The sequence below is a fragment of the Plantactinospora sp. CNZ320 genome, assembly GCF_002846275.1.
Genome location: NZ_PJMP01000001.1, coordinates 2,654,581 through 2,676,173, shown reverse-complemented (window position 1 = coordinate 2,676,173; position 21,593 = coordinate 2,654,581). Strand labels below are relative to the sequence as shown.

Genomic DNA, 21,593 nt, shown 5'->3' with positions numbered 1-21,593 from the left:
TGCCCTTACTAAGGACAGGCTAACTCCGCCGGAGGTCGACGTCATGCAGCCCAGCTCCGCCGAGGTGGCCCGTACCCTGGCCGCCGGTCGGCTCTGCGGGACCGCCCGGGTCGCCTACCGGCCCGGACCGCACCAGGTCCGGCACGCCACCGACCCGTCGGGCCGGATCCTGCTGCTCGTCTCGATCGTCAGCGACCTGGCCGCCGCGCTCCGGCCCAGGGAGAGCCGGGGCACCGCACTGGTGCTCGACGTCCGCGACCTGCCACCGGCCGCCGGTGCGCCGTCGCTCGGCCGGGTCTGGATCTCCGGCTGGCCCGAGCCGCTGGCCGGGATCGAGGCGCGGCAGGCCGCCCTCGACTTCGCCGACGTGCTGCCGACCGGAGACCTGCTCGACGTCGGCCGGGGCTTCACCCTGCACCGCTTCGAGCCGGTCGAGATCCGGCTGGAACGCGCCGGCACCCTGCGGCACGTCGAGCCGGCCGAGTACGCCGCCGCCGAGCCCGATCCGCTGCATCCGCTGGAACGGGACCTGCTGGCCGACCTCGCCGACCATCACGGGCCGGAGATCGAGGCCTTCCTTCGGCGCCAGCTCGGCGACCTCGTACCGCCGGGCGGCGCGGACGAGCCACCGCCCCGGGTGGTCCGGCTCGACAGGTACGGCATGGTGGTGGCCCTCGGTGGACGCGGTACCCGCTGCCGGGCCCGGCTCGCCTTCCCCCGCCCGCTGGCCAGCCCGGCGGAGCTGGCGAGGCTGCTGCATCCCGTGCTCTGCCGGCGGCGGCACCAGGCGCAGCGCCCCGACCAGGGGTGGCCGGTCGGCAGCCTCTCCGACCAGGTCTGGTCCGACCGGTAGCCCGCCGTCCCGGGACTGCCGGCCGGACGGCCGGGCCGGAGCCCGCCCGGGTCAGCCGTTCCGCCCTACCCCGTCGACCGTGCCGGGATCGGTGGGCTCGCCGGTGAGCCCGGTGACATCCCCGGTCAGATAGCGCTGCAGGGTCGGCGCCACCGCTGCGACCACGACGTCCGGCGGCGCCGAGGCGAGCGGCTCCATCCGCAGGATGTACCGGACCATCACCATGCCGGCCATCTGGGTGGCGACCAGGGACGAGCGCAACGGCGCCTCGGCCGGATCGATCTCCAGCAGCCCGGTCGCCCGGCGGAGCACCTGGGTCTCCAGGAACTCCCGGAACAGCCGGGCGGTCCACTCGTTGCTGATCGCCGACCGGAACAGCGCCACCCCGGCGGTACCCGCGGGGGAGTCCCAGACCCGCAGGAAGGTCCGGACCAGCCGTTCGCCAACCCCGTCGCGCCCACCGCCGGCGATCTGCGGCAGCACCTCCTGCGGGTCGAACGGGATGTCGATGGTGGCGAGGAAGAGCTGGTCCTTGCTGCCGAAGTAGTGGTGCACCAGCGCCGGGTCGACTCCGGCGGCGGTCGCGATGGCCCGGATCGAGGTGTGGTCGAAGCCCCGTTCGGCGAACGCCTCCCGGGCGGCTGTCAGGATCACCTCCCGGGTGTCGGGGTTGCCCGGTCGCCGTCCGCTCCGTCGTGCCATCGCCGCCCTCGTGCTCGTACTCGTACTCGTTCCTCCGGCACCGGTCGGCGCCCTTCCGGCGGGCACCGACCGGTGACCCGGCCCTCAGCCGGTACGCCGCCGAAGCGTGGCCGCCGCGAGCACCAGGGCGACCACCACCGCCCCGGCCACCACCGCGACGTCCCGCCACATCGTGCCGGTCGGCTCGGCGTGCGCGCCGACCTCCTGTAGCGCCTCCACCGCGTACGACAGCGGCAGCGCGTTGCTATCGCCTCCAGCCAGCCGGCCATCTGGTCGCGGGCGACGAACAGACCGCAGAGCAGGATCTGCGGGATCACCACGACCGGCATGAACTGTACGGCCTGGAACTCCGTCTGGGCGAAGGCGCTGCAGAAGAGCCCCAGCGCGACCCCGAGTACGGCGTTGACCACCGCGATCAGCACCACCAGCCCGGGGTTGCCGGCGGTGGAGAGGTCGAAGAGCCAGTACGCCGCGCCGGCCGCGACACCCGCCTGCACAGTGGCGGCCAGTCCGAAGGCGAGGCCGTAGCCGAAGAGCAGGTCGAGCTTGCCCAGCGGGGTGGTGAGCAGTCGTTCCAGCGTGCCGGAGGTGCGCTCGCGCAACATGGCGATGCTGGTGACCAGGAACATGATCACGAACGGGAAGACGCCGAGCATGACCAGGGCGACCCGGTCGAAGAGGGCCGGCTGTCCCGGCGGTGCCGGCTGGTCGCCGTACATGTAGTAGATCAGGGTGAGCAGCACCACCGGCACCACCAGCAGCATCGCCACGGTGCGCCGGTCGTGCCGCAGTTGGCGCAGGATGCGGCCGGTGGTGACGGCCAGGATCGTCGGGTTCACCGTCCCACCCTCCGGTCGCCGCTGCGGGCCAACCCGTCCCCGTCGGCCAGCTCGTTCGCCTGAATCAGCCGCAGGAACGCCTCCTCCAGGTCGTCGGTGCCGGCCGCCGCGCGTACCGCCGGGACTGTGTCGTCGGCGATCAGCCGGCCCTCCCGGATCAGCAGCAGCCGGTCGCACCGGGCGGCCTCGTCCATCACGTGGCTGGAGACCAGCAGCGTGGTGCCCTCGGCGGCCATCGCGTGGAATCGCTGCCACAGCTCTGCCCGGAGCACCGGGTCCTGCCCGACCGTCGGCTCGTCGAGGATCACCACCTCGGGGCGGCCGACCAGGACGCAGGCGAGCGAGGCCCGGCTGCGCTGGCCGCCGGAGAGGGTGCCGACGAGCTGGTTCGCGGCGCCGGTCAGGCCGACGTCGGCGATCGCCCGGTCGGCCTCGGCCCGGCCGACGCCGTGCAGCCGGCCGAAGTAGCGGGCGTTCTCCCGGACGGTCAGGTCCGGATAGACGCTCGGTGCCTGGGTCAGGTAGCCGACCCGCCGCCGCAGGCCACTGGCGCCGGCCGGCTCGCCGAGCACGGTGACGGTGCCGCCGGCCACGGTCTGGACGCCGACGATGGCCCGCAGCAGCGTGGTCTTGCCGCTGCCGCTCGGGCCGAGCAGCCCGGTGACGCTGCCGCGCGGGACGGTGCAGCCGATCCCGTGCAGCACCCGCCGTCTGCCACGGGTCACGACGAGGTCGCGGACCTCGATCGCGGTCTCCATGATGCCTCCCTGAAAACTCATCAAGTGTTGAAATCAACGCTAGATGAAATTCTGTTGGCGGACAATCCTGGATCGGGGCCGGCCGGTTTCCCGGTGGGGCGGCGGCGGGTACCGGTCCCGGATGGCCGGCCCGGCGGTGAGGTGGAAACCTGGACCGGGCAGGCTGGACCGGCCAGGGTGGAACGTGCGGCGGACGGAGCGGAAGCGATGCGCAAGCGCAGGATCGGTGCCATCGGGCCCGAGGTCTCGGCGATCGGGCTGGGCTGTATGGGGATGAGCGCGGCCTACGGGCCCCGGGACGACGAGGAGTCGACCCGGACCCTGCACCGCGCCCTCGACCTGGGGATCAACCACCTGGACACCGCCGACATCTACGGCCGGGGACATAACGAGGAACTACTCGGCCCGGTGGTGCGCAAGCGCCGCGACGAGGTGTTCCTGGCCACCAAGTTCGGCAACCGGTTCATCGGCGAGGGGGGCAGCACCGCCTCCCCGGGGGCGTACGTCGACAGCTCCGGGGCGTGGGCCCGCCAGGCCTGCGACGCCTCGCTGGCCCGGCTCGGGTTGGACACCATCGACCTCTACTACCTGCACCGGCGCAACCCGGAGACGCCGATCGAGGAGACCGTCGGCGCGATGGCGGAGCTGGTGGTGGACGGCAAGGTGCGGTTCATCGGGCTCTCCGAGGTGAGTCCGGCGACGCTGCGGGCCGCGCACGCCGTGCACCCGGTGGCGGCGGTGCAGATGGAGTACTCGCTGTTCAGTCGGGACGTCGAGCAGGAGATGCTGGCGACCTGCCGGGAACTCGGCGTGGCGCTGGTGGCGTACTCGCCGGTGGGTCGGGGGCTGCTCACCGGGACGATCAGCAGCCGGGATCAGCTCGATGCCGAGGACTTCCGCAACCGGGTGCCCCGGTTCGCCGAGGAGAACCTCGGCACCAACCTGGAACTTGTCGACCGGGTCCGGCAGGTGGCCACCGAGATCGGCTGTACCCCGGCCCAGGCGGCACTGGCCTGGCTGCTCGCCCAGGGCGACGACGTACTGCCGATTCCCGGCACCAAGCGGGTCGGCTATCTGGAGGAGAACGCCGCCGCCGTCGACCTGCGGCTCACCGGCGAGCAGGTGGCTCAGCTCTCCGCCGCGGTACCCGTCGGAGCGGCGGCCGGGGAGCGTTATCCGGAGCAGTCAAAGCGATTTATCGGCAAATAACGGACGAAACGCCCAGGCGAAGCATGATCGGGCGTTGCGTCATGATCCGAGCTGCGGCACGATGACGCCGTGGATCACGGTCCGTTACGGCAACTCGGGTTCCTCGACGACTGGACGGACCGGTTGCGCGCAATGCCCGGCCCGCCCGTCGTCGGGGTGCTGCTGCGCGGCAGCTATGCCCGCGGCGCCGCCACCGAGTACAGCGACGTGGACATCGATGTCCTGGTCAGCGGGGGGCCGTACGCCGCGTGCCCCGGATTCCTCGTGCAGACCGGCGACCGGCTGACGCACCTGTCGGTGGCCGTCCGGGACGTCGAATCCTGGCTCGAACGGCTCGACCGGCCCGCCGAATGGTCCTTCGGACTGCCTGTCATCGCGCCCGCACGGTTACTCTGGGCACACGCCGCCTGGCGGTCCTCCGTCGACGTCACCGAGATCCGCCAGCGCCCCGCCGAGCCGGATCTGGCGGAACTGGTCGCCGCGCTCGGCAAGGTCAGCGGCGCCTGTGCCGGGGGTGCCGAGTACGAGGCCCGGCTCGCCGCCGCCGAACTGGCCCGGCGCTGCCCCTCGGTGCTCCGGCTGGCCAACCCCGCGGTGACCGTGGCCAGCCGGCGGGACGCGCTGGCCGCCGCGCTGGACCTGCCGGTCGCCCCCGAGCACTACCGCGACGACCTGCTCACCTGCCTCGGGCTGCGCCCCGATACTCTGCCCCGGCTGCACGCGGCGGCGCACCGCCTGGTGGCCGGTACGGTCGCGCTGGCCCGCCCGTACGCCGAGGAACTGGCCGGGGCGGTCGGGCCGGATTTCGCCGCCGCCCTGCGCGACGGCCGGCTCGACCGCTACGTCGACCAACTCGTCCGCCCCGACCGGACCGGGGCGATCACCCCACCGGGGACGGCCGGCACGCACGGCGGCGTGGCGCTGGCCACTTCCGTGGGCGGGAGCGGGGACGGGTCGACGGTTCCGGCGCCGCGTGCGAAACAATCGGGAACTATGCCCGTACCCGATCTCTCCCCGGCGACCGCACCCGGCCCCGCGCGACCCTCGGCCCTCGACCCGGCGATCGCCGCGCGGCTGCGCCGCAACCCCGACGGACTCGTCACTGCCGTGGTCCGGGCGCACGACAGCGGCGACGTGCTGATGGTCGCCTGGATGGACGACGAGGCGCTGCACCGCACCCTCACCACCGGCCGGGCCACCTACTGGTCGCGCAGCCGGCGGGAATACTGGGTCAAGGGCGACACCTCCGGCCACCACCAGTACGTCCGCTCGGTGGCCCTGGACTGCGACGGCGACGCCCTGCTGGTCAGCGTCGACCAGGTCGGTGCGGCCTGCCACACCGGAAACTGGACCTGCTTCTCCGACGAACTGCCGGTCACCGGCGGACCGACGACATGACCGACGCTGGGGCGGTGACCCGATGACCACCGGAGCGGTGAGCCCGGACGAGGCGACCTTCCGCGAGCTGGCCCGGACCCGGCGGGTGGTGCCGGTGGTCCGGCGGCTGCTCGCCGACGGGGAGACCCCGGTGGGGGTCTACCGCAAGTTGGCCGGCGGCCCGGGAACCTTCCTGCTGGAGTCGGCGGAGCAGGGTGCCGGCGCGGGCGGGATCGCCTGGTCGCGCTACTCCTTCGTCGGGGTACGCAGCGCCGCCACCCTGGTCGAGCGGGACGGCCAGGCACACTGGCTCGGTACGCCCCCCGCCAGCCTGCCCAGTGGTGGCGACCCGATGACCGTGCTCCGGGCGACCGTGGCGGCGCTGACCGGCCCGGCCGCCACCGGCCCACTCGGCTCCGGCGCGGTCGGCTCCGAGCACGGTCCCATGCCACCGCTGCTCGGCGGCATGGTCGGCTACCTCGGCTACGACGTCGTACGCCGGATCGAACGGCTGCCGACGCTGACCGAGGACGACCTGCGCCTGCCCGAGCTGGGCATGATGCTCGCCACCGACCTGGTGGTGCTGGACCACTTCGACGGCTCCGCGATCCTGGTGGCGAACGCACTGCTACCGGCACCGTCGGACGCCACGGCCGACGGTCCGGCGGCTGCCGCCGGTGGCGAGGACCCGGAGCGGGCGGCCCAGGTGACGGCGGCGTACCACCAGGCGGTCGGCCGGCTGGACGCGATGACCAGCGCGCTCTCCCGCCCGATCCCGCCGATGATCGCCACGGTCGACCGGCCCTCCCCGGGCGAGGTGTTCAGCCGGACCGCCGAGGGCGAGTACCCGAAGGCGGTCGAGGTGGCCAAGGAGGCGATCCGGGCCGGTGAGTGCTTCCAGATCGTGCTCGCCCAGCGCTTCGAGCGGGAGACCCGGGCCGATCCGCTGGACGTCTACCGGGTGCTCCGGGCCACCAACCCGAGCCCGTACATGTATCTGCTCCGGTTCGACGACTTCGACATCGTCGGGTCCTCGCCGGAGGCGCACCTGAAGGTGAGCACCGGCGCGGACGGCCAGCGCCGGGCGATGCTGCACCCGATCGCCGGCACCCGTCCCCGGGGCGGCAGCCCGGCCGACGACGGGCGGCTCGCCGCCGAGCTGCTCGCCGACCCGAAGGAGCGGGCCGAGCACGTGATGCTCGTCGACCTGGGCCGCAACGACCTGGGCCGGGTCTGCCGGCCGGGCACGGTCGAGGTGCCGGAGTTCGCCACCATCGAGCGGTACAGCCACGTGATGCACATCGTCTCGACGGTGGTCGGGACGCTGCGGGAGGACCGGACCGCCTTCGACGCGCTCGCCGCCACCTTCCCGGCCGGTACCCTCTCCGGTGCGCCGAAGGTGCGTGCGATGGAGATCATCGAGGAGCTGGAGCCGACCCGTCGCGGCCTGTACGGCGGCACGGTCGGCTATTTCGGCTTCGGCGGCGACCTCGACATGGCGATCGCGATCCGGACCGCGCTGATCCGCCGTGGCCGGGCGTACGTGCAGGCCGGTGCCGGAATCGTCGCCGACTCCGACCCGGCCGCCGAGGACCGGGAGACCCGGAGCAAGGCGGCTGCGGTACTGGCCGCGATCGCGGCGGCCGAGACGCTCCGGCCGGCCCGGTGAACTCCGACCGGCGAGACGCTCCGGCGGGCCCGGTGAACTCCGACCGGCTGCCGGAGGCGCCTGCGGTACCCGCCGAACGGCCGGCCCCGGCGCAGCCGGCCCGCGTCGACGGCCCGCCCGGATCCGGGCAGTCACCGGACCAGCCGGCACGGTCGGCGGGGCGGCGGGAGTTGACGTACGCGGTGCTGTTCTGCCTGCTCGGCGCCGGCCTCGCGGTCTTCGCGGCGACCCGGACCTGGTCGGTCGAGCTGACCGCGCGCCCGGCGCCGCTGCCGCCCGGGCGGGTCACCCGGACCGGTGGTGACCTGCTGCCCTGGCTGCCTGCGCTGGCCCTGGTCGGGCTGGCCGCCGCCGGAGCGGTCCTCGCCACCCGGGGGAACGGGCGCCGGCTGGTCGGCGCGGTGCTGGCGCTGCTCGGTGTCGGGGTGGCGGCCGGTGCCGGCTGCGCCTGGTTCGGCACCGGCGGCGAGGTGAGCGTCGGCTGGCCCCTGCTCTGCGTGCTCGGCGGACTGCTGGCCGCTGCGGCCGGCGGCTTCACGGCCGTGCGGAGCGGCGGGTGGCCGGTGATGGGTGCCCGCTACGAGCGGGCCTGGCCCGGCGGGGCGGGCCGGGGGAGTCCGGTCGCCCCCGAGGGCCGGGTGGACGCCGGGGGCACGAGGGCAACCTGGGACGCGCTGGACCGGGGCGAGGATCCGACGGTCAGCTGACACGCTGGCGGCCGGTGGCCCCGCGTGGCGCGCGGCTGGAGCGGCCGGCGGTCGCGCCGCGTGACGTGGCGGCGGATCGGCCGGCGGTCGCGCCGCGTCGCCCGGCGGCGGGGCGACCGGCGCTCGGGCCGGCTGCCGGCGTGCCGAGGGTGACCTGCTCGCCGGCCGGCCGGGCCGGCGGGTTGGCGATCGTGGTTCCGACCGGTGTCGTTCCGGTGGTCGCGGGCCCGACCAGCGCCGTGGTCGCCGTCGCGGTTCCGACTGGTGTCGTTCCGGTGGTCGCCGGTCCGACCAGTGCCGTCGTGGCCGTCGCGGCCGTGGCGGCGGTCGCGGTTCCGACCGGAGGCATTCCGGTCGTCGCGGCTCCGGTGAGTGGCGCGGTGATGGTCGTGGTTCCGGCCGGTGGCGTGGCGGCGAGCGCCGCCACCAGGGCGCGGATCTCATCCCGGCGCAGCGCCCGCTCCCGGTCCGCGCAGATCGCCTCCCAGGCGTTGCCGCGGGCGGTCCGGATCCGGGCGTCGCCGATCACCGCCCGCTCGACGCTGTGCACCATGCCGACCGCGGCGGAGAGTACCGCCCGAGGAATGCTGGTCAGGTCGATGGTCGAGTCAGGTTTCGCAGCGCTCATGGTCTTCCCCGCACGAAATCGATCCGACTGGTCGGCGGCGGTCCCGCGACCAGTGTGCCCGACGTTGATGGTGCCGATCCGGTGTTTCCGGTCGGTCACCCCCGGACTAACGGTTCGTCCGGAATCCGGCCCACCATCCGGGACAACCTCCCGGGTCGCGTTTCGCTTCCTTGATCTCGGTCACATCCGGGCCAGGCCCCGAGGCACCTCGATGGCGCAGCGTGATAGTCCGCTCACAGGGTCGGCCATTATGCCCCAGTCCATCTCGTGAAGCACGCCATACCCCCGAGGGCGTCCGCCCCGTGGCGACGCCTAGCATCGGCCCATGACACCCGGAGAGGGGAGTCCGTTGGTGACTGCTGAGCATCCGCACGCGGCGGGAGACGAAGCCGGATCGGCCACGTCCGCCAACGTGCTCGACGAGATCCTCGCCGGAGTCCGCGAGGACGTCGCACGGCGGCAGGAACAGGTGCCGCTGGAGCAGATCAAGGAACTCGCGGCGGCGGCCGCGCCACCCCGGGACGCGTACGCGGCACTGCGCCGTCCAGGCGTCGGGGTGATCGCCGAGGTGAAGCGCTCCTCGCCGTCGAAGGGACAGCTCGCCGAGATCGCCGATCCGGCCGACCTGGCCGGTGAGTACGCGGCGGGTGGGGCGCGCTGCATCAGCGTGCTCACCGAGGGGCGGTGGTTCGGCGGATCGCTGGAGGACCTGGCGGCGGTACGCAGCGCCGTGGACATTCCCGTGCTCCGCAAGGACTTCGTCGTCTCCAGTTATCAGGTGCACGAGGCGCGGGCACACGGTGCCGACCTGGTCCTGCTGATCGTCGCCGCGCTGGAGCAGAACGTGCTGGTCGGCCTCCTGGAGCGGATCGAGTCGCTCGGGATGACCGCGCTGGTGGAGGTGCACGACGAGGAGGAGGCGGACCGCGCCCTGGAGGCCGGTGCCCGGGTGATCGGGGTGAACGCCCGCAACCTGCGGACCCTGGAGGTCGACAGGTCGGTCTTCGAGCGGATCGCCCCCGGCCTGCCGAACAACGTCGTCAAGATCGCCGAGTCCGGGGTACGCGGCCCGCACGACCTGATCCGGTACGCCTCGGCCGGCGCCGACGCCGTACTCGTCGGCGAAGGGCTGGTGACCCAGAAGAGTCCCCGCGAGGCGGTGGCCGAACTGGTAAACGCCGGCAACCACCCGGCGACCCCCCGGCCGGTCCGATGAGCGAGCGAAGCGGAGCAGCCGGATGAGTGCCCCGACCCTGCCGAGCGGTGGAGCGGCCCTGCCCGACCTCTCCGGACACTTCGGCCCGTACGGCGGTCGGTTCGTACCGGAGGCGCTCGTCGCCGCGCTCGACGAACTCGACACGGCGTACCGGGAGGCGCTGGCCGACGAGTCGTTCAACGCCGAGTTCACCCGGCTGCTGCGCGAGTACGCGAACATCCCGTCGCCGCTCTACCGGGCCGAGCGGCTCTCCGCCCGGGTCGGGGCGCGGATCCTGCTCAAGCGGGAGGACCTCAACCACACCGGGGCGCACAAGGTCCGCAACGTGCTCGGCCAGGCGCTGCTCACCAAGCGGATGGGCAAGCCCCGGGTGATCGCCGAGACCGGTGCCGGCCAGCACGGAGTGGCCAGCGCGACCGCGGCCGCGTACCTCGATCTCGAGTGCGTGGTCTACATGGGTGAGGTGGACACCGAGCGGCAGGCCCTCAACGTCGCCCGGATGCGGATGCTCGGCGCCACAGTCGTCCCGGTGACCGCCGGATCGCGGACCCTCAAGGACGCGATGAACGAGGCGATGCGGGACTGGGTCGCTAACGTCGACCGGACGCACTACCTGATCGGCACCACCGCCGGCCCGCACCCGTTCCCGGCGATGGTCCGCCAGTTCGTCCGGGGGATCGGGGTGGAGGCCAGGCAGCAGTGCCTGGACCTGACCGGCGCGCTGCCGGACGCGGTGACCGCCTGCGTCGGCGGCGGCTCCAATGCGCTCGGCATCTTCCACGCCTTCGTCCCCGACCCCGACGTGCGGCTCTACGGCTTCGAGGCCGGCGGCGACGGGATCGAGACCGGGCGGCACGCGTCGAGCATCACCGGCGGCTCCTCGGGGGTGTTGCACGGCGCCCGCACCTACGTGCTGCAGGACGAGGACGGGCAGACGATCGAGTCGCACTCGATCTCGGCCGGGCTCGACTATCCCGGGGTCGGCCCCGAGCACGCCTGGCTCAACGACGCCGGGCGGGCCCGGTACGCGCCGGTCACCGACGCCGAGGCGATGGACGCGTTCCAGCTGCTCTGCCGGACCGAGGGGATCATCCCGGCGATCGAGAGTTCCCACGCGCTCGCCGGTACGCTCAAGATCATCCCTCAGCTCACCGCCGAGCTGGGCCGTGAACCCACGATCGTGGTCAACCTCTCCGGCCGGGGCGACAAGGACGTGCACACCGCCGGGGAGTACTTCGGCATCCTCGACGGAGACCAGAGGTGAGCGAGATGGCCACCACCACGTCCGAGCGGGGCATCGGGGTCGTCTTCGAGAAGGCCCGGGCCGAGGGGCGGGCGGTGCTGGTCGGCTGCATGCCGGCCGGCTTCCCAACCGTGGACGGCAGCATCGCCGCGATGCGGACCATGGTCGACGCCGGGGTCGACGTGATCGAGGTGGAGATCCCCTACTCCGACCCGGTGATGGACGGTCCGGTCATCCAACGGGCCAGCGACATCGCCCTGGCCGGCGGGGTACGCACCCGCGACACGCTGCGGGTCATCGAGGCGGTGGCCGCGACCGGGGCCGCGGTGGTCACCATGACCTACTGGAACCCGATCGAGCGGTACGGCGTCGACGCCTTCGCCCGGGACCTCGCCGCGGCCGGCGGTACCGGCCTGATCACTCCGGACCTGATCCCGGACGAGGCCGGCGAGTGGCTGGCCGCCTCCGACGCGTACGGGCTGGACCGGACGTTCCTGGTCGCGCCCTCGTCGACCGACCGACGGCTGTCGATGACCATCGAACACTGTCGGGGCTTCGTCTACGCCACCGCGCTGATGGGGGTGACCGGCGCCCGGGAGAAGACCTCGGATGCCGCACCGACCCTGGTCAGCCGGGTTCGGGCGATCAGCGCACTGCCGATCGGGGTGGGTCTCGGGGTCAGCACCGGCGAGCAGGCCGCCGAGATCGGCCGGTATGCCGACGGCGTGATCGTGGGCAGCGCCCTGGTCCGCTGCGTGCTGGACGCTCCCGACGAGGCGGCCGGGCTGGCCGCGTTGGGCCGGCTCAGCGCCGAACTCGCCGAGGGCGTACGCGCCATCCAGCGCTAAACAGTTAGGAAGGGCCCCTTATTATGCAAAAGGCGATAAGAAGGGCCCCTTCCTCTCATCCCGGACCGGGGTGCCGCCGGCAGGGGTTGCGACGGTAGCCTGTGCACCCGTGACCCTCGCCTCGCTCTCTCCTCAGGCGGCCCTGCCGAGTCCCGCCACCGCCGTGTGGCAGCTCGGGCCGGTGCCGATCCGGGCCTACGCACTCTGCATCGTGCTCGGAATCGTGGTCGCCTCGGTGGTGACCGAGCTGCGACTGCGTCGCCGTGGCGCCGCCCCCTGGGCGGTGCTGGACATCGCGGTCTGGGCGGTGCCGTTCGGCATCGTCGGCGCGCGGATCTACCACGTGATCAGCTCACCCGGCTCCTACTTCGGTGAGGGCGGTGACCCGGTCAAGGCCCTCTTCATCTGGGAGGGCGGGCTCAGCGTCTGGGGCGCGGTCGCGGGCGGCGCGGTCGGTGCCTGGCTCGCCGCGCGGCAGCTCGGCCTGCCGCTGACCGTGGTGGCCGACGCCCTCGCCCCGGGCCTGCCGCTGGCCCAGGCCGTCGGCCGGATCGGCAACTGGTTCAACAACGAGCTGTTCGGCGGACAGACCTCCCTGCCCTGGGGCCTGGAGATCCACCGGATGGACCCGGCCAATCCCGGGCAGGCGCTCCGCGACGACAGCGGCAATCCGATCCTCGAACCCGGGCTCTTCCACCCGACCTTCCTCTACGAGGCGCTCTGGAACGTCGGCGTCGCCGGCCTGGTCCTGCTGCTCGACCGGCGACTCAAGCTCGGCCGGGGCCGGGCGTTCGCGCTGTACGTGATGGGTTACACCGCCGGCCGGGTCTGGATCGAGATGATGCGTACCGACCCGGCGACCGAGATCCTCGGCACCCGGCTCAACGTCTGGACCGCCATCCTGGTCTTCCTCGGCGCGCTGGTCTACTTCGTCCGGGTCCGGGGGCCGCAGGAGTTCCTGGTGCCGATCGACGCCGCTCCCGCCCCGCTGGGCGCGGGTGACGCCGCCACCAGTGACGTGTCGCAGGTCGACGTCTCCCGGGAGCCGGCCGCGGTCGGTGCGCCCACCGGTTACCGGGTGGTGACCGAGGAGCAGTTCCGGCGCTTCCAGGCCACCGGCGAGGTCCCGCCGGCCGAGGAGTCCGGGGCGGCCGGAGAGCCTGGTGGAACGGGCCCGGCCGGGAGCGACGACGCCGACAGCGACGAGTCCGGGGGCGACGGCCCCGGGAGCGAGTCCGAGGCCCGCCCGCAGGCTCCGGCCGGATCGTCCGAAGCCGCGTCGCAGCAGACCGCCGCGTCGCAGCAGACCGCCGGGTCGCAGCAGGCCGCCGCAGAGCCGGCCGGTGTCCGGGACGGCGAACCCGCCGACGCCGGTGCCGCGCCGGGGACCGTAGACCGGGATCGTTGAGCGGGGGAGCCGACCCGATGCGTACGGCCGTGGTGGTGGGCGCCGGAATCGGCGGGTTGGCGACCGCCGGTGCACTGGCCCGCTCCGGTTGGCAGGTGACCCTGCTGGAGCGGGACGACCGGGTACGCGCCGAGCGCACCGCAGTGGTGCTCTGGCCCAACGGGGTACGCGCGCTGCGCGCCCTCGGCCTCGGCGCGGGGCTGGCCGCGATCGCGACGCCGCTGCCCGACGTCGGCGTACGACGCCCCGACGGGCACTGGCTGGTGCAGCCCCGCCCCGGTCTCGGCGAACGCGGGCCGGTCGTCGTACACCGGGAGGACCTGCACGACGCGCTGGTCGCCGGCCTCGGCGACCGGGTGGAGATCCGCACCGGCGTCGAGGTCCGGACGGTCCGGGTCGGCGACGGTGACGGCGACCGGCCGGTGGTCGGCGACGGGCGCGCGAGCTACGAGGCCGACCTGGTCGTTGCCGCCGACGGGATCGACAGCGCGGTCCGCCGCCGGTTGGCGCCGGAGGCCACGGTCGTCAGCTCCGGCTGTGCGGCCTGGCGGGCAGTCATCCCGTGGTACCGGGCGCCACAGCTGCCGGCGGACCGGCCGGTGGACGGCGAGACGCTCGGCGCCGGTTACCGGTTCGTGGCGGCCTCGCTCGGTGACCGGGGTGCCTCCGGCGGCTCCACCCGGGGCGGGATCTACTGGGTGGCGACGGCTGCCGGGGCGTCCCGGCCCGAGCCGCCGGCAACCCAGCTCGCCCTGCTCCGCCGCTGGTTCGCGAACTGGCCGGCGCCGATCGGCGAGCTGCTCGCCGCGACCGAGCCGGAGGACCTGGTCCAACAGGAGGTACGCGAGCTGCGCCCGCTGCCCCGCGGGTACGCCTTCCCGGGCGGTACCGGCGGGGTGGTGCTGATCGGCGACTCCGCGCACGCCATGCCGCACCACCTGGGCCAGGGCGCCTGCCTAGCCCTGGAGGACGCCGCGACGCTGCGTTCGCTGCTCCGGGAGGCGATCCCCGGTGCGCCGCTGCGGGAGGCGGTCGAGTCGTACAACCGGCTGCGCCGCCCCCGGACCGTGACAGTGGTCCGGCAGACCCGGCGGATGTCGGCGGTGTTGCAGGCCCGGGGACGGCTGGCGCTGCGCGCCCGGGACGCCGCCCTCGGCACCATCACGCCCCGGTTGCTGGGCAGCGCGGCGAGCGTGGCGGCCCAGTGGCGGCCGCCGGAGTGATCGAACCGGGGGTCGGCCGCTGCGCGCTGCCGTGCGGGCGGCCGGCCGTCGGCGGATCTTCGGTTGCCGGCTCCGGCTCGGGTGGACCGGTCGATATCCGAATCGAAGGGGGCCGCCGCCCGAGCGGGTCGCGCCGGACCCTCCGGTTCGTCGGCTAACCGACCGATCGGGGGGATGCCCCAGCCGACCGCGCGTCGCGCACACTACCCGGGAGCGAAGGTGAGGGCTCCCAGTTGCGGCACAGCGTGCCTGCTCAACAGGCTAGTACCCAGCGGCGGCACGCCACCCCCGGCGAGGTACGGCTGCTCGGACCGGTTCGCCTGATCGGCTCCCGGGGGCCGGTCCCGCTGCCGGACGCTGCCGGTGCGCTCCTCGGGCTGCTGGCGCTGCGGCCGAACGAACCCGTGCCGGACGCCGAGTTGCTTGCCGCGCTCGCCGGTCGGGAGGCACTGTCCCGGGTCGGTCCGCGTCCCCTGGAGCGGGCGGCCACGCAGTTGGCCACCGCGCTCGCCGACTGCGGCGCACCGGACGCGCTCGAGGTTCGACCCGGCGGATACCTGCTCCGGATGCCTGACGACCGGATCGACGCGAGCCGGTTCGGGCGGCTGCTGGACCGGGCCCGACACCGGATGGTGGACGGTGAGCTGCGGGCCGCCGCCCGACTGTTCCGGGCTGCCCTGGACGTCTGGACCGAGCCGCTGCCGGGGTCCGGTGTGGACGGGCTCGACCCGTACCGGCGCTGCCCGACGGGGCTGCCGGACTGGTCGGCCGGACCGGTGCTCGGGGCCGGTGTCGACGAGCACGACCCGTACCGGCTCTGCCCGTCCGGCTGGGCTGCCGTGGAGCTGGGCCGGCTGCGACGGGCCCGGGTCGGCGCCTTCGAGGACCGCTGGGAGTGCCTGCTGCGGCTGGCCGTGGCGGCGCACACCGCCGCCGGTGGGCCGGTTGCCGACCGGGCGACGGTGGCCGCCGGTGCGACCGCCGCCCGGGTGGCCCGGACCGCGGTCGCCGAGCTGACCTCGGCGGTGGCGACCCATCCGCTGCGGGCACGGCTGTGGGAACTGCTGCTCGTCGCCGCGTACCTGCACCAGGGGCGCCGGGCTGCTGCCGAGGTGCAGCAACGCGCCCGGGAGGTGTACCGGAACCAGGCGGGCGTCGAGCCGGCCGGCCGGGTGTGCGTACTCGCGGCGGCGGTGCGTAGCGGTGAGCTGCCCGAGGACTGGGCGACGGGTCCGGCTCCGACACCTGCCCCGGAGGCGGTCACCGGCTCGTCACCGTCCCGGCCCCGCCCGGCTGCCCGGCTTCCGGTGCCGCTCACCGCCCTGCTGGGCCGGGACGAACTGCTCGCCGTCGTCGCCGAGCGGCTGGACCGGCACCGCCTCGTCACGCTCACCGGTACGGGTGGGGCCGGCAAGACCCGACTGGCGGTCGCGGTGGCGGCGGCCCGTACCGACCGGCCGGTCTGGTTCGTCGACCTGACCCCGGTGGAGAGCCCGGTACGGGTACCGCAGGCGGTGGCCGCCGCGCTCGGCGTACCGGACCTGGGGCGGGACGCGGTCGAGGCGCTCGCCGCCGACCTGGGGCCGGCCCGGGCACTGCTGGTACTCGACAACTGCGAGCACCTGGTCACCGGCTGCGCGGAGCTGGTGCGGCGGTTGCTGTCCCGCTGCCCGGGACTGCGGGTGCTGGCGACCAGCCGGGTGGCGTTGCGGCTGCGCGCCGAGTCACTGGTCCGGGTGCCGGCGCTCGCCGTACCCGAGGTGGGCACCGGGCACAGCCTCGCGGCGCTGGCCGCGCACCCGGCCACCCGACTCTTCCTCGAACGGGCCCGGGAGGTCACCGGCCGGCCGGTACCGGAGACCAGTGCCGACGCGGTCGTCCGGCTCTGTGCCGATCTGGACGGGCTGCCGCTGGCGATCGAGCTGGCCGCGGCGCGTACTCCGATGTTGACGGTCAACGAGATCGTCGCCCGGCTGGGGACCGACGTGCGGCTGCTGCGCAGTCCGGACCCGAGACTGGGCCGGCACCGCAGTGTCGCCGCCGTGGTGGAGTCGAGCCTGGCGGTGCTGGACGCGGACGCCCGCCAGCTCTTCGACCGGCTCGCCATCTGTGCCGGCGGGTTCGACGTCGAGGTGGCCCGGGCGATGGGTGGCAGGTCCGCGCCGGCCGCCCTGGCCGCGCTGGTCGAGGCGTCCCTGGTGGAGCCGCTACCCGCCGATGGAGCGCAGCCGTCCGAACCGGGCGCGGCGGCGGAGCCGGCAGACCACTCCGGGCCGCGCGACCGACCCGGCGAGTCCGGGGCGGCTGAGGGCGGCCGGGGCGGAGAGTCCGGGGCAGGCGAGGGCGGCGGGGCCCGCTACCGGATGCTGGAGCCGGTCCGGCGGCATGCGCTGGCCCGGCTGGCCGACGCCGGTGCCGAGGTGTCCGCCCGGCAGGCGCTCGCCTCCTACTGCCTGGATCTGGCCCAGCGGGCCGACTCCCGGCTGTACGGTGCGGACCGGGACCGGTGGCTGGCCCGGCTGCGCGCCGAGGAGCCGAACCTGCGGTCCGCGATGATCTGGCTGGCCGAGGCGGGTGCGGGTGGACCCGCACACGGTGACCTGCGGCTTTCCGCCGCCCTCGCCATGTACTGCCGGCTGGCGGGAAACTACCGGGAGGGCCACGGCTGGCTGTCGGCGGCGCTGGCCAGGCATCCGGACGCCCCGGCCGAGCTGAGGAGCCGGGCCGGGATCGGTGCGGCCATGCTGGCGATGCTGGCCTGCGACTATCCGGCCGCGATCCGGCACGCGGAGCTGGCGAGGGCCGCCTGCCGCAGCACCGGTGACCGCCGGGCCGAGGCACGGGTGGAGCAGATCCTCGGCTCGGTGGCCCGTGAGCAGGCCCGCTACGCCGACTCCGCCGGTCACCTGGCCACCGCCGGTGCCATGTTCGCCGACTGCGACGACGAGTGGGGCGAGGCGCAGATCACCGAGCTGCGCGGCTTCACCGCCTGGCTCGCCGGTGACCTGGACCGGGCCGACTCGCGGCTGTGGGCGAGCCTGCGCCGGCACGAGCGGTTGGGTGACCCGCTGGCGGCGGCGAGCGCGCTGATGAACCTCGGTGCGGTGGCGCTGTACCGGGGCGACGTCGACCGGGCGTCGTCGCTGGTGGACGTGGCTCTGCGGCGGTACTCGGCGGTCGGCTTCCCGGAGGGGGTCGGCTGGGCGCACAACCTGCGCGGGCTGGTCGAGCTGCGCGGTGGGCGTACCGGCCGGGCCGCCCGGCACCTGCGGCTGAGCTTGGCCGCGCATCGCCAGGTCGGTGACCGCTGGCGTACCGCAAGTGTGCTGGAGGCGCTGGCCGAGGTGGCCCGGCTGGACGGCGACCCGGTGCGCGGGGCCGAGCTGCTCGGCGCGGCCGACCGGATCCGGGAGGAGATCGGGGCGCCGGTGCCGGCGTGCGAGCGGGCGGACACCGAGGCGACGGAGCGGGCCCTGCGCGCCCAGTTGGACGCCGGGACACGCCGGTTCGGCGGCACCGGCAGCGGTAACGGCCCTGGCGGCGGTAACGGCACCGGCAGCGGTAACGGCAGCGGCCGCGACAACGGCACCGGCGGCGGTAACGGCGGCGGAACATGCACCGGCACCGGCACCGGCGGCTTCGCCCTGGCCCACCGGTACGGCCGAGAGGCGCCGCTGGACGTGGTGCTGGCCGGCGGCCCGGCAGGCGAGGCGCGCTCGACGCCCTGACCCCGCTCGCCGGGAAGCACGCTCAGTAGCCGGGGAGCAGTCAGTTGGCCAGGGAGAGGCTCAGTGGCCGGGGTCGGCGTTCGGGTCGAAGGTGGTCGGCAGCTTGCCGAGTACGCGGTTGACGATGTGGATCCGCCCGCCCGCGACCCGGTAGTCGGCGCAGACGCTCTGCGCGTGCTCGCCGATCCGGGCCATCGGTCCGGCCGCGCTGACCGGCACCGTGCTGCCGTCCAGGGTGCGTACCGTGCCGTCGGCGACGAGGTCGGCCAGTGGGTGGGCGCCGGCCACCAGGTGGGCCCGGACCAGGTCCCGCAGCTCGTCCCGGCGGTGGATCATCAGCTCGTCGAGGTTCTCCTCGGAGAACTTCTTCCCGAACGCGTCGTCGGTCGGGGCCAGGATGGTCACCCCGCCCGGTGCGCGCAGCTCGGCGGCGAGGTCGGCGGCGCGTACCGCCGCCTCGAACCTGGTCAGCACCGGGATCCACTGTAGGGCCACGTCGCCGGGTTGGTCGGCCAGCGCGTCCGGGTTGCCGGGGTCGCTGCCCGAGGGCAGGGCGGCGCAGAGCGGCCCGGTCACCCCGGTGCCGGCCGCCGCCGCGTCCCGGTCGTCGGGGCCACCGTCGGTGCAGCCGGCGGCCGTGCCGGCGAGCAGCGCGGTCGCGGCGAGCGCCAGCGCCGCCTGGAACCTCCGGCCGATCCGGGTACGGCCGACCGGTCGTCGCCCGACGGGCTCGCCGGCCGGGTACGCCGGGATGGACGGCTCGGACACGACAACCTCCATGACTGACGAGGGTGCCGTACCGGTGGACCGGGCCTGTCCGGCCCGACCCACCGGTACGGCTGATGGTGCCTGGTTCAGCTGTGTGCCGCGCCGGTCACAGCGTGGCGCACTGGCCCACCTTCGGGCCCTTCACCGAGTTGGCCACCTCGATGTTCGTCGGTGCCGGGCTGTTGGCCGCACAGCTCAGCGGACCGTTCACCGAGTTGGCCGCGATCAGGGCCGGACCGCTGGCGGTGTTGTTCGCCGCGAACGAGACCGGGCCGGAGATCGTGTTGTCGATCAGCGAGACGGCGCCGGTGGTGCCGGCGACCGAGACCGGGCCCCGGACGGTGCTGTCGGCGAGGAAGACCCCGGCGGCACCGGCCGCGCTGACCGGGCCACTGATCGTGCTGCCGGTGGCGACGAGGATGGCGCCGGGCCGGATGGTCACCGGACCGTTCACCGTCGCGTCCGACAGGCAGGCGAAGCCGGAGATGGTCAGCGGCCCGTTGTGCCGGCCGGTACGGGTCGGGTAGACCCGGGTGCCGTCGACCAGTTCCTCGGCGCCCTGGGCGTCCAGCAGCAGCGGGATCAGGCCCCGCTCCGGCTGGGCCAGCGGCACGTAGTACCCGTCGGAGCCCTTGACGACCTTCCAGCCGTGCGCGGCGATCCGCTCCGCGACGGTGGCGCCGACCCCGCCGGGGCCGTCGGTACGGGCCCCGTTGTACTGCTCCTCGGTGAGCTTGTACGCGCACGGCGCGTTGTCGAGGATCATCTCCGGTACCGGCAGGTCGTCCCGGGGGCCGGCCTCACCGGGGTGCGGCGCCGGGTGCAGCGGGATCGGCCGGGAGCCCCGGAAGACGAGCCGGCCGGTGTTCGAGGCCTGGAACTCGATCGCCTCGGTACGGGCCTGCGTGATCGCCGGCAGGTTGGCCCGGTGGTAGTCGAGGAACTGGCTGAACGTCCAGAGCGCCGAGTACGTCTTGCGACGCCTGTTGTTCGCCGAGTTGCCCTCGTCGGGCCGGGTCTGCCCGCCGGAGCTGCGCAGCTCCAGCAGCGAGTTGACGGTGTTCTTCAGCCCGAGGGTGTTGCGCAGGATGGTCTCCTCGCTCAGCCCCACGCCGCTGCCGCCCTGGCAGCCGTACGGGCAGGCCCACCAGCCGTCCTTGGCGCCCTGCACGTACATGTGACCCTCGATCATGTCCAGCGACTCGTCGAAGATCGGCTGGGCCACGTTCTGGTGCCGTGGCGGCAGCATCGGCAGGTCACCGGCCTGGGCGTTGCCGTACTCGTGCCCGTCGTAGCTGGCGACCGGGCGGTAGTCGCGGACCATCTTCACGAACGCCGCGGTCTCCGGCTGGCGGATCAGCGAGTAGTCGCGGTTGAGGTCCTGCCCGGTGGAGTTGCCCCGGGTGTTGGCGGCCCGACCGTCGCCGTTGATGGTCGGCACGATCAGCACCGTGGTGTGCCTGAGCAGGTCGACCGTCCGGGCGTCGGTGCCGAACGCCAGCTTGCGGGCGAGCACCAGGCAGGCTTCCCGGTCGCCGGGCTCGTTGCCGTGCACGTTGCAGTTGATCGCCAGTGGCGAGGTGGCGGCGACCGCCTCCGGGGTGGCCGGCGGGGCGGGGTAGCCGATCACCAGCATGTTGATCGGGCGGTTGAGCACGGTACGGCCGATCTCCACCACCCGGACCCGGTCACTGAGCCGGTCGAGTTCGGCGGTGTAGGCGTACTCGTTGACGTCGCTTGTGTACTGCGCGGCCTTGGTGGTCTCCCACTGGGTACGCAGGTTCTGCCCGGGTACGGCCGGGTCGCCCCAGGGCTGCTGGGTGGTGCCGGTGACAGGTGCCGAGTACGGCTGTTCGGCGGTGCCGATCCGGGCCCGTACCCGCCACTGGAACCGCAGGCCAGGGTCGAAGCCGGCGTCGGCGAAGGTCGGCGACTCGTTGTTGACCTGACGGTTCGGCCGCCAGACGCCGACCACCACCGCCGGGCCGGTGGCCGTGTCGGAGGCGTCGACCGGGGTGCGCTCGATCTGGTAGTCGGTGGCACCGGGGACAGGCGTCCAGGCGACCGTGGCGTACCCGTCGGCTTGGGTGACGGTGAGTCCGGTGACCTGGTTCGGTTCCGCGGCAGTGGTGCCCGGCACCGCCGAGGTCGGCTGGCCGAAGGCCGCCGAGGGGGCGGTGACGGTGCCGAGGCTTGCCACGAGCAGTGTGGACAGTACGACTACCGTCGGTTTCCTTATTCGCATGTGAACTCCGAGGGGGAGGAGTCGGGGGACTGCACTGCGGGTCATCATGATCCCGCGACGTGCGGCGATGCAATGATCTTGAGAATGTCTTGAGCATCCTCGCCCTCGGCGGTGCAAGGAAGGGCCCCTTCTTATACAAAAAGCGATAAGAAGGGGCCCTTCCTTGCAGGCG

General features: G+C 73.9%; 15 protein-coding genes and 3 pseudogenes. 12 read left to right on the top strand and 6 right to left on the bottom strand.

Annotated elements, in window-relative coordinates; all coding sequences use genetic code 11:
• Positions 1–43 precede the first annotated feature (43 nt).
• Positions 44–853, top strand: a complete 810-nt coding sequence (locus CLT71_RS11655) for a DUF2470 domain-containing protein (RefSeq protein ID WP_486483211.1) — start codon at positions 44–46, stop codon at positions 851–853.
• 51 nt (positions 854–904) lie between these two features.
• On the opposite strand, the gene CLT71_RS11650 is transcribed toward CLT71_RS11655, so the two are convergent.
• The 3 genes and pseudogenes from CLT71_RS11650 to CLT71_RS11640 form a co-directional block, all read right to left on the bottom strand.
• Positions 905–1,555, bottom strand: a complete 651-nt coding sequence (locus tag CLT71_RS11650; protein WP_101367111.1) for a TetR/AcrR family transcriptional regulator — start codon at positions 1,553–1,555, stop codon at positions 905–907.
• 84 nt (positions 1,556–1,639) lie between these two features.
• Positions 1,640–2,394: pseudogene (locus CLT71_RS11645) on the bottom strand (ABC transporter permease).
• On the bottom strand, positions 2,391–3,152 hold the full coding sequence (locus tag CLT71_RS11640) for an ABC transporter ATP-binding protein (protein WP_101367110.1): 762 nt from the start codon (positions 3,150–3,152) through the stop codon (positions 2,391–2,393). Before CLT71_RS11640 ends, CLT71_RS11645 begins: the two are co-directional and overlap by 4 nt.
• 207 nt (positions 3,153–3,359) lie before the next feature.
• On the opposite strand from CLT71_RS11640, the gene CLT71_RS11635 reads away from it, so the two are divergent.
• From CLT71_RS11635 to CLT71_RS11620, 5 genes and pseudogenes are all read left to right on the top strand, one after another.
• On the top strand, positions 3,360–4,361 hold the full coding sequence (locus tag CLT71_RS11635) for an aldo/keto reductase (RefSeq protein ID WP_101371367.1): 1,002 nt from the start codon (positions 3,360–3,362) through the stop codon (positions 4,359–4,361).
• 132 nt (positions 4,362–4,493) lie between these two features.
• A pseudogene (locus tag CLT71_RS37935) lies at positions 4,494–5,105 on the top strand (nucleotidyltransferase domain-containing protein); the annotation flags it as partial.
• Between the two features lie 249 nt (positions 5,106–5,354).
• Positions 5,355–5,759 carry a phosphoribosyl-AMP cyclohydrolase gene (hisI, locus tag CLT71_RS37930; RefSeq protein ID WP_101371366.1) on the top strand — a complete coding sequence of 135 codons (405 nt, stop codon included), beginning with the start codon at positions 5,355–5,357 and terminating at the stop codon, positions 5,757–5,759.
• Between the two features lie 22 nt (positions 5,760–5,781).
• Complete coding sequence (locus tag CLT71_RS11625) at positions 5,782–7,407, top strand: anthranilate synthase component I (protein WP_101367109.1); 1,626 nt, start codon at positions 5,782–5,784, stop codon at positions 7,405–7,407.
• A gap of 170 nt (positions 7,408–7,577) precedes the next feature.
• Positions 7,578–8,114: a Trp biosynthesis-associated membrane protein gene (locus CLT71_RS11620; RefSeq protein WP_486483667.1), complete on the top strand. Its 537-nt coding sequence runs from the start codon at positions 7,578–7,580 to the stop codon at positions 8,112–8,114.
• 406 nt (positions 8,115–8,520) lie between these two features.
• Here the strand turns inward: CLT71_RS11620 and CLT71_RS11615 are convergent.
• Positions 8,521–8,742, bottom strand: a pseudogene (locus CLT71_RS11615) (hypothetical protein); the annotation flags it as partial.
• Positions 8,743–9,154: 412 nt separating this feature from the next.
• Here CLT71_RS11615 and trpC point away from each other — a divergent pair.
• The 6 genes from trpC (at position 9,155) to CLT71_RS11585 (ending at position 18,408) form a co-directional block, all read left to right on the top strand.
• Positions 9,155–9,958: an indole-3-glycerol phosphate synthase TrpC gene (gene trpC, locus CLT71_RS11610; RefSeq protein WP_199187891.1), complete on the top strand. Its 804-nt coding sequence runs from the start codon at positions 9,155–9,157 to the stop codon at positions 9,956–9,958.
• A 22-nt stretch (positions 9,959–9,980) separates the two neighbouring features.
• The gene (trpB, locus tag CLT71_RS11605; RefSeq protein ID WP_101367107.1) at positions 9,981–11,222 is read left to right on the top strand and encodes a tryptophan synthase subunit beta; all 1,242 of its coding nucleotides are present in this window, start codon (positions 9,981–9,983) and stop codon (positions 11,220–11,222) included.
• Positions 11,223–11,227: 5 nt separating this feature from the next.
• Positions 11,228–12,049: a tryptophan synthase subunit alpha gene (trpA, locus tag CLT71_RS11600; RefSeq protein WP_101371364.1), complete on the top strand. Its 822-nt coding sequence runs from the start codon at positions 11,228–11,230 to the stop codon at positions 12,047–12,049.
• 109 nt (positions 12,050–12,158) lie between these two features.
• A complete protein-coding gene (lgt, locus tag CLT71_RS11595) occupies positions 12,159–13,457 on the top strand; it encodes a prolipoprotein diacylglyceryl transferase (protein ID WP_101367106.1) in 1,299 nt (432 codons plus the stop codon).
• A 17-nt stretch (positions 13,458–13,474) separates the two neighbouring features.
• Entirely contained in the window at positions 13,475–14,680 is a 1,206-nt protein-coding gene (locus CLT71_RS11590; protein ID WP_101367105.1) for an FAD-dependent monooxygenase, read from the top strand.
• Between the two features lie 245 nt (positions 14,681–14,925).
• Positions 14,926–18,408, top strand: coding sequence for a BTAD domain-containing putative transcriptional regulator (locus CLT71_RS11585; RefSeq protein ID WP_143743440.1), 3,483 nt, complete (start codon positions 14,926–14,928; stop codon positions 18,406–18,408).
• A 60-nt stretch (positions 18,409–18,468) separates the two neighbouring features.
• Here CLT71_RS11585 and CLT71_RS11580 read toward each other — a convergent pair whose 3' ends face one another.
• Positions 18,469–19,176, bottom strand: a complete 708-nt coding sequence (locus CLT71_RS11580) for a fasciclin domain-containing protein (RefSeq protein WP_158242213.1) — start codon at positions 19,174–19,176, stop codon at positions 18,469–18,471.
• A gap of 106 nt (positions 19,177–19,282) precedes the next feature.
• The gene (locus tag CLT71_RS11575) at positions 19,283–21,421 is read right to left on the bottom strand and encodes a M14 family zinc carboxypeptidase (RefSeq protein ID WP_101367102.1); all 2,139 of its coding nucleotides are present in this window, start codon (positions 21,419–21,421) and stop codon (positions 19,283–19,285) included.
• Positions 21,422–21,593 lie beyond the last annotated feature (172 nt).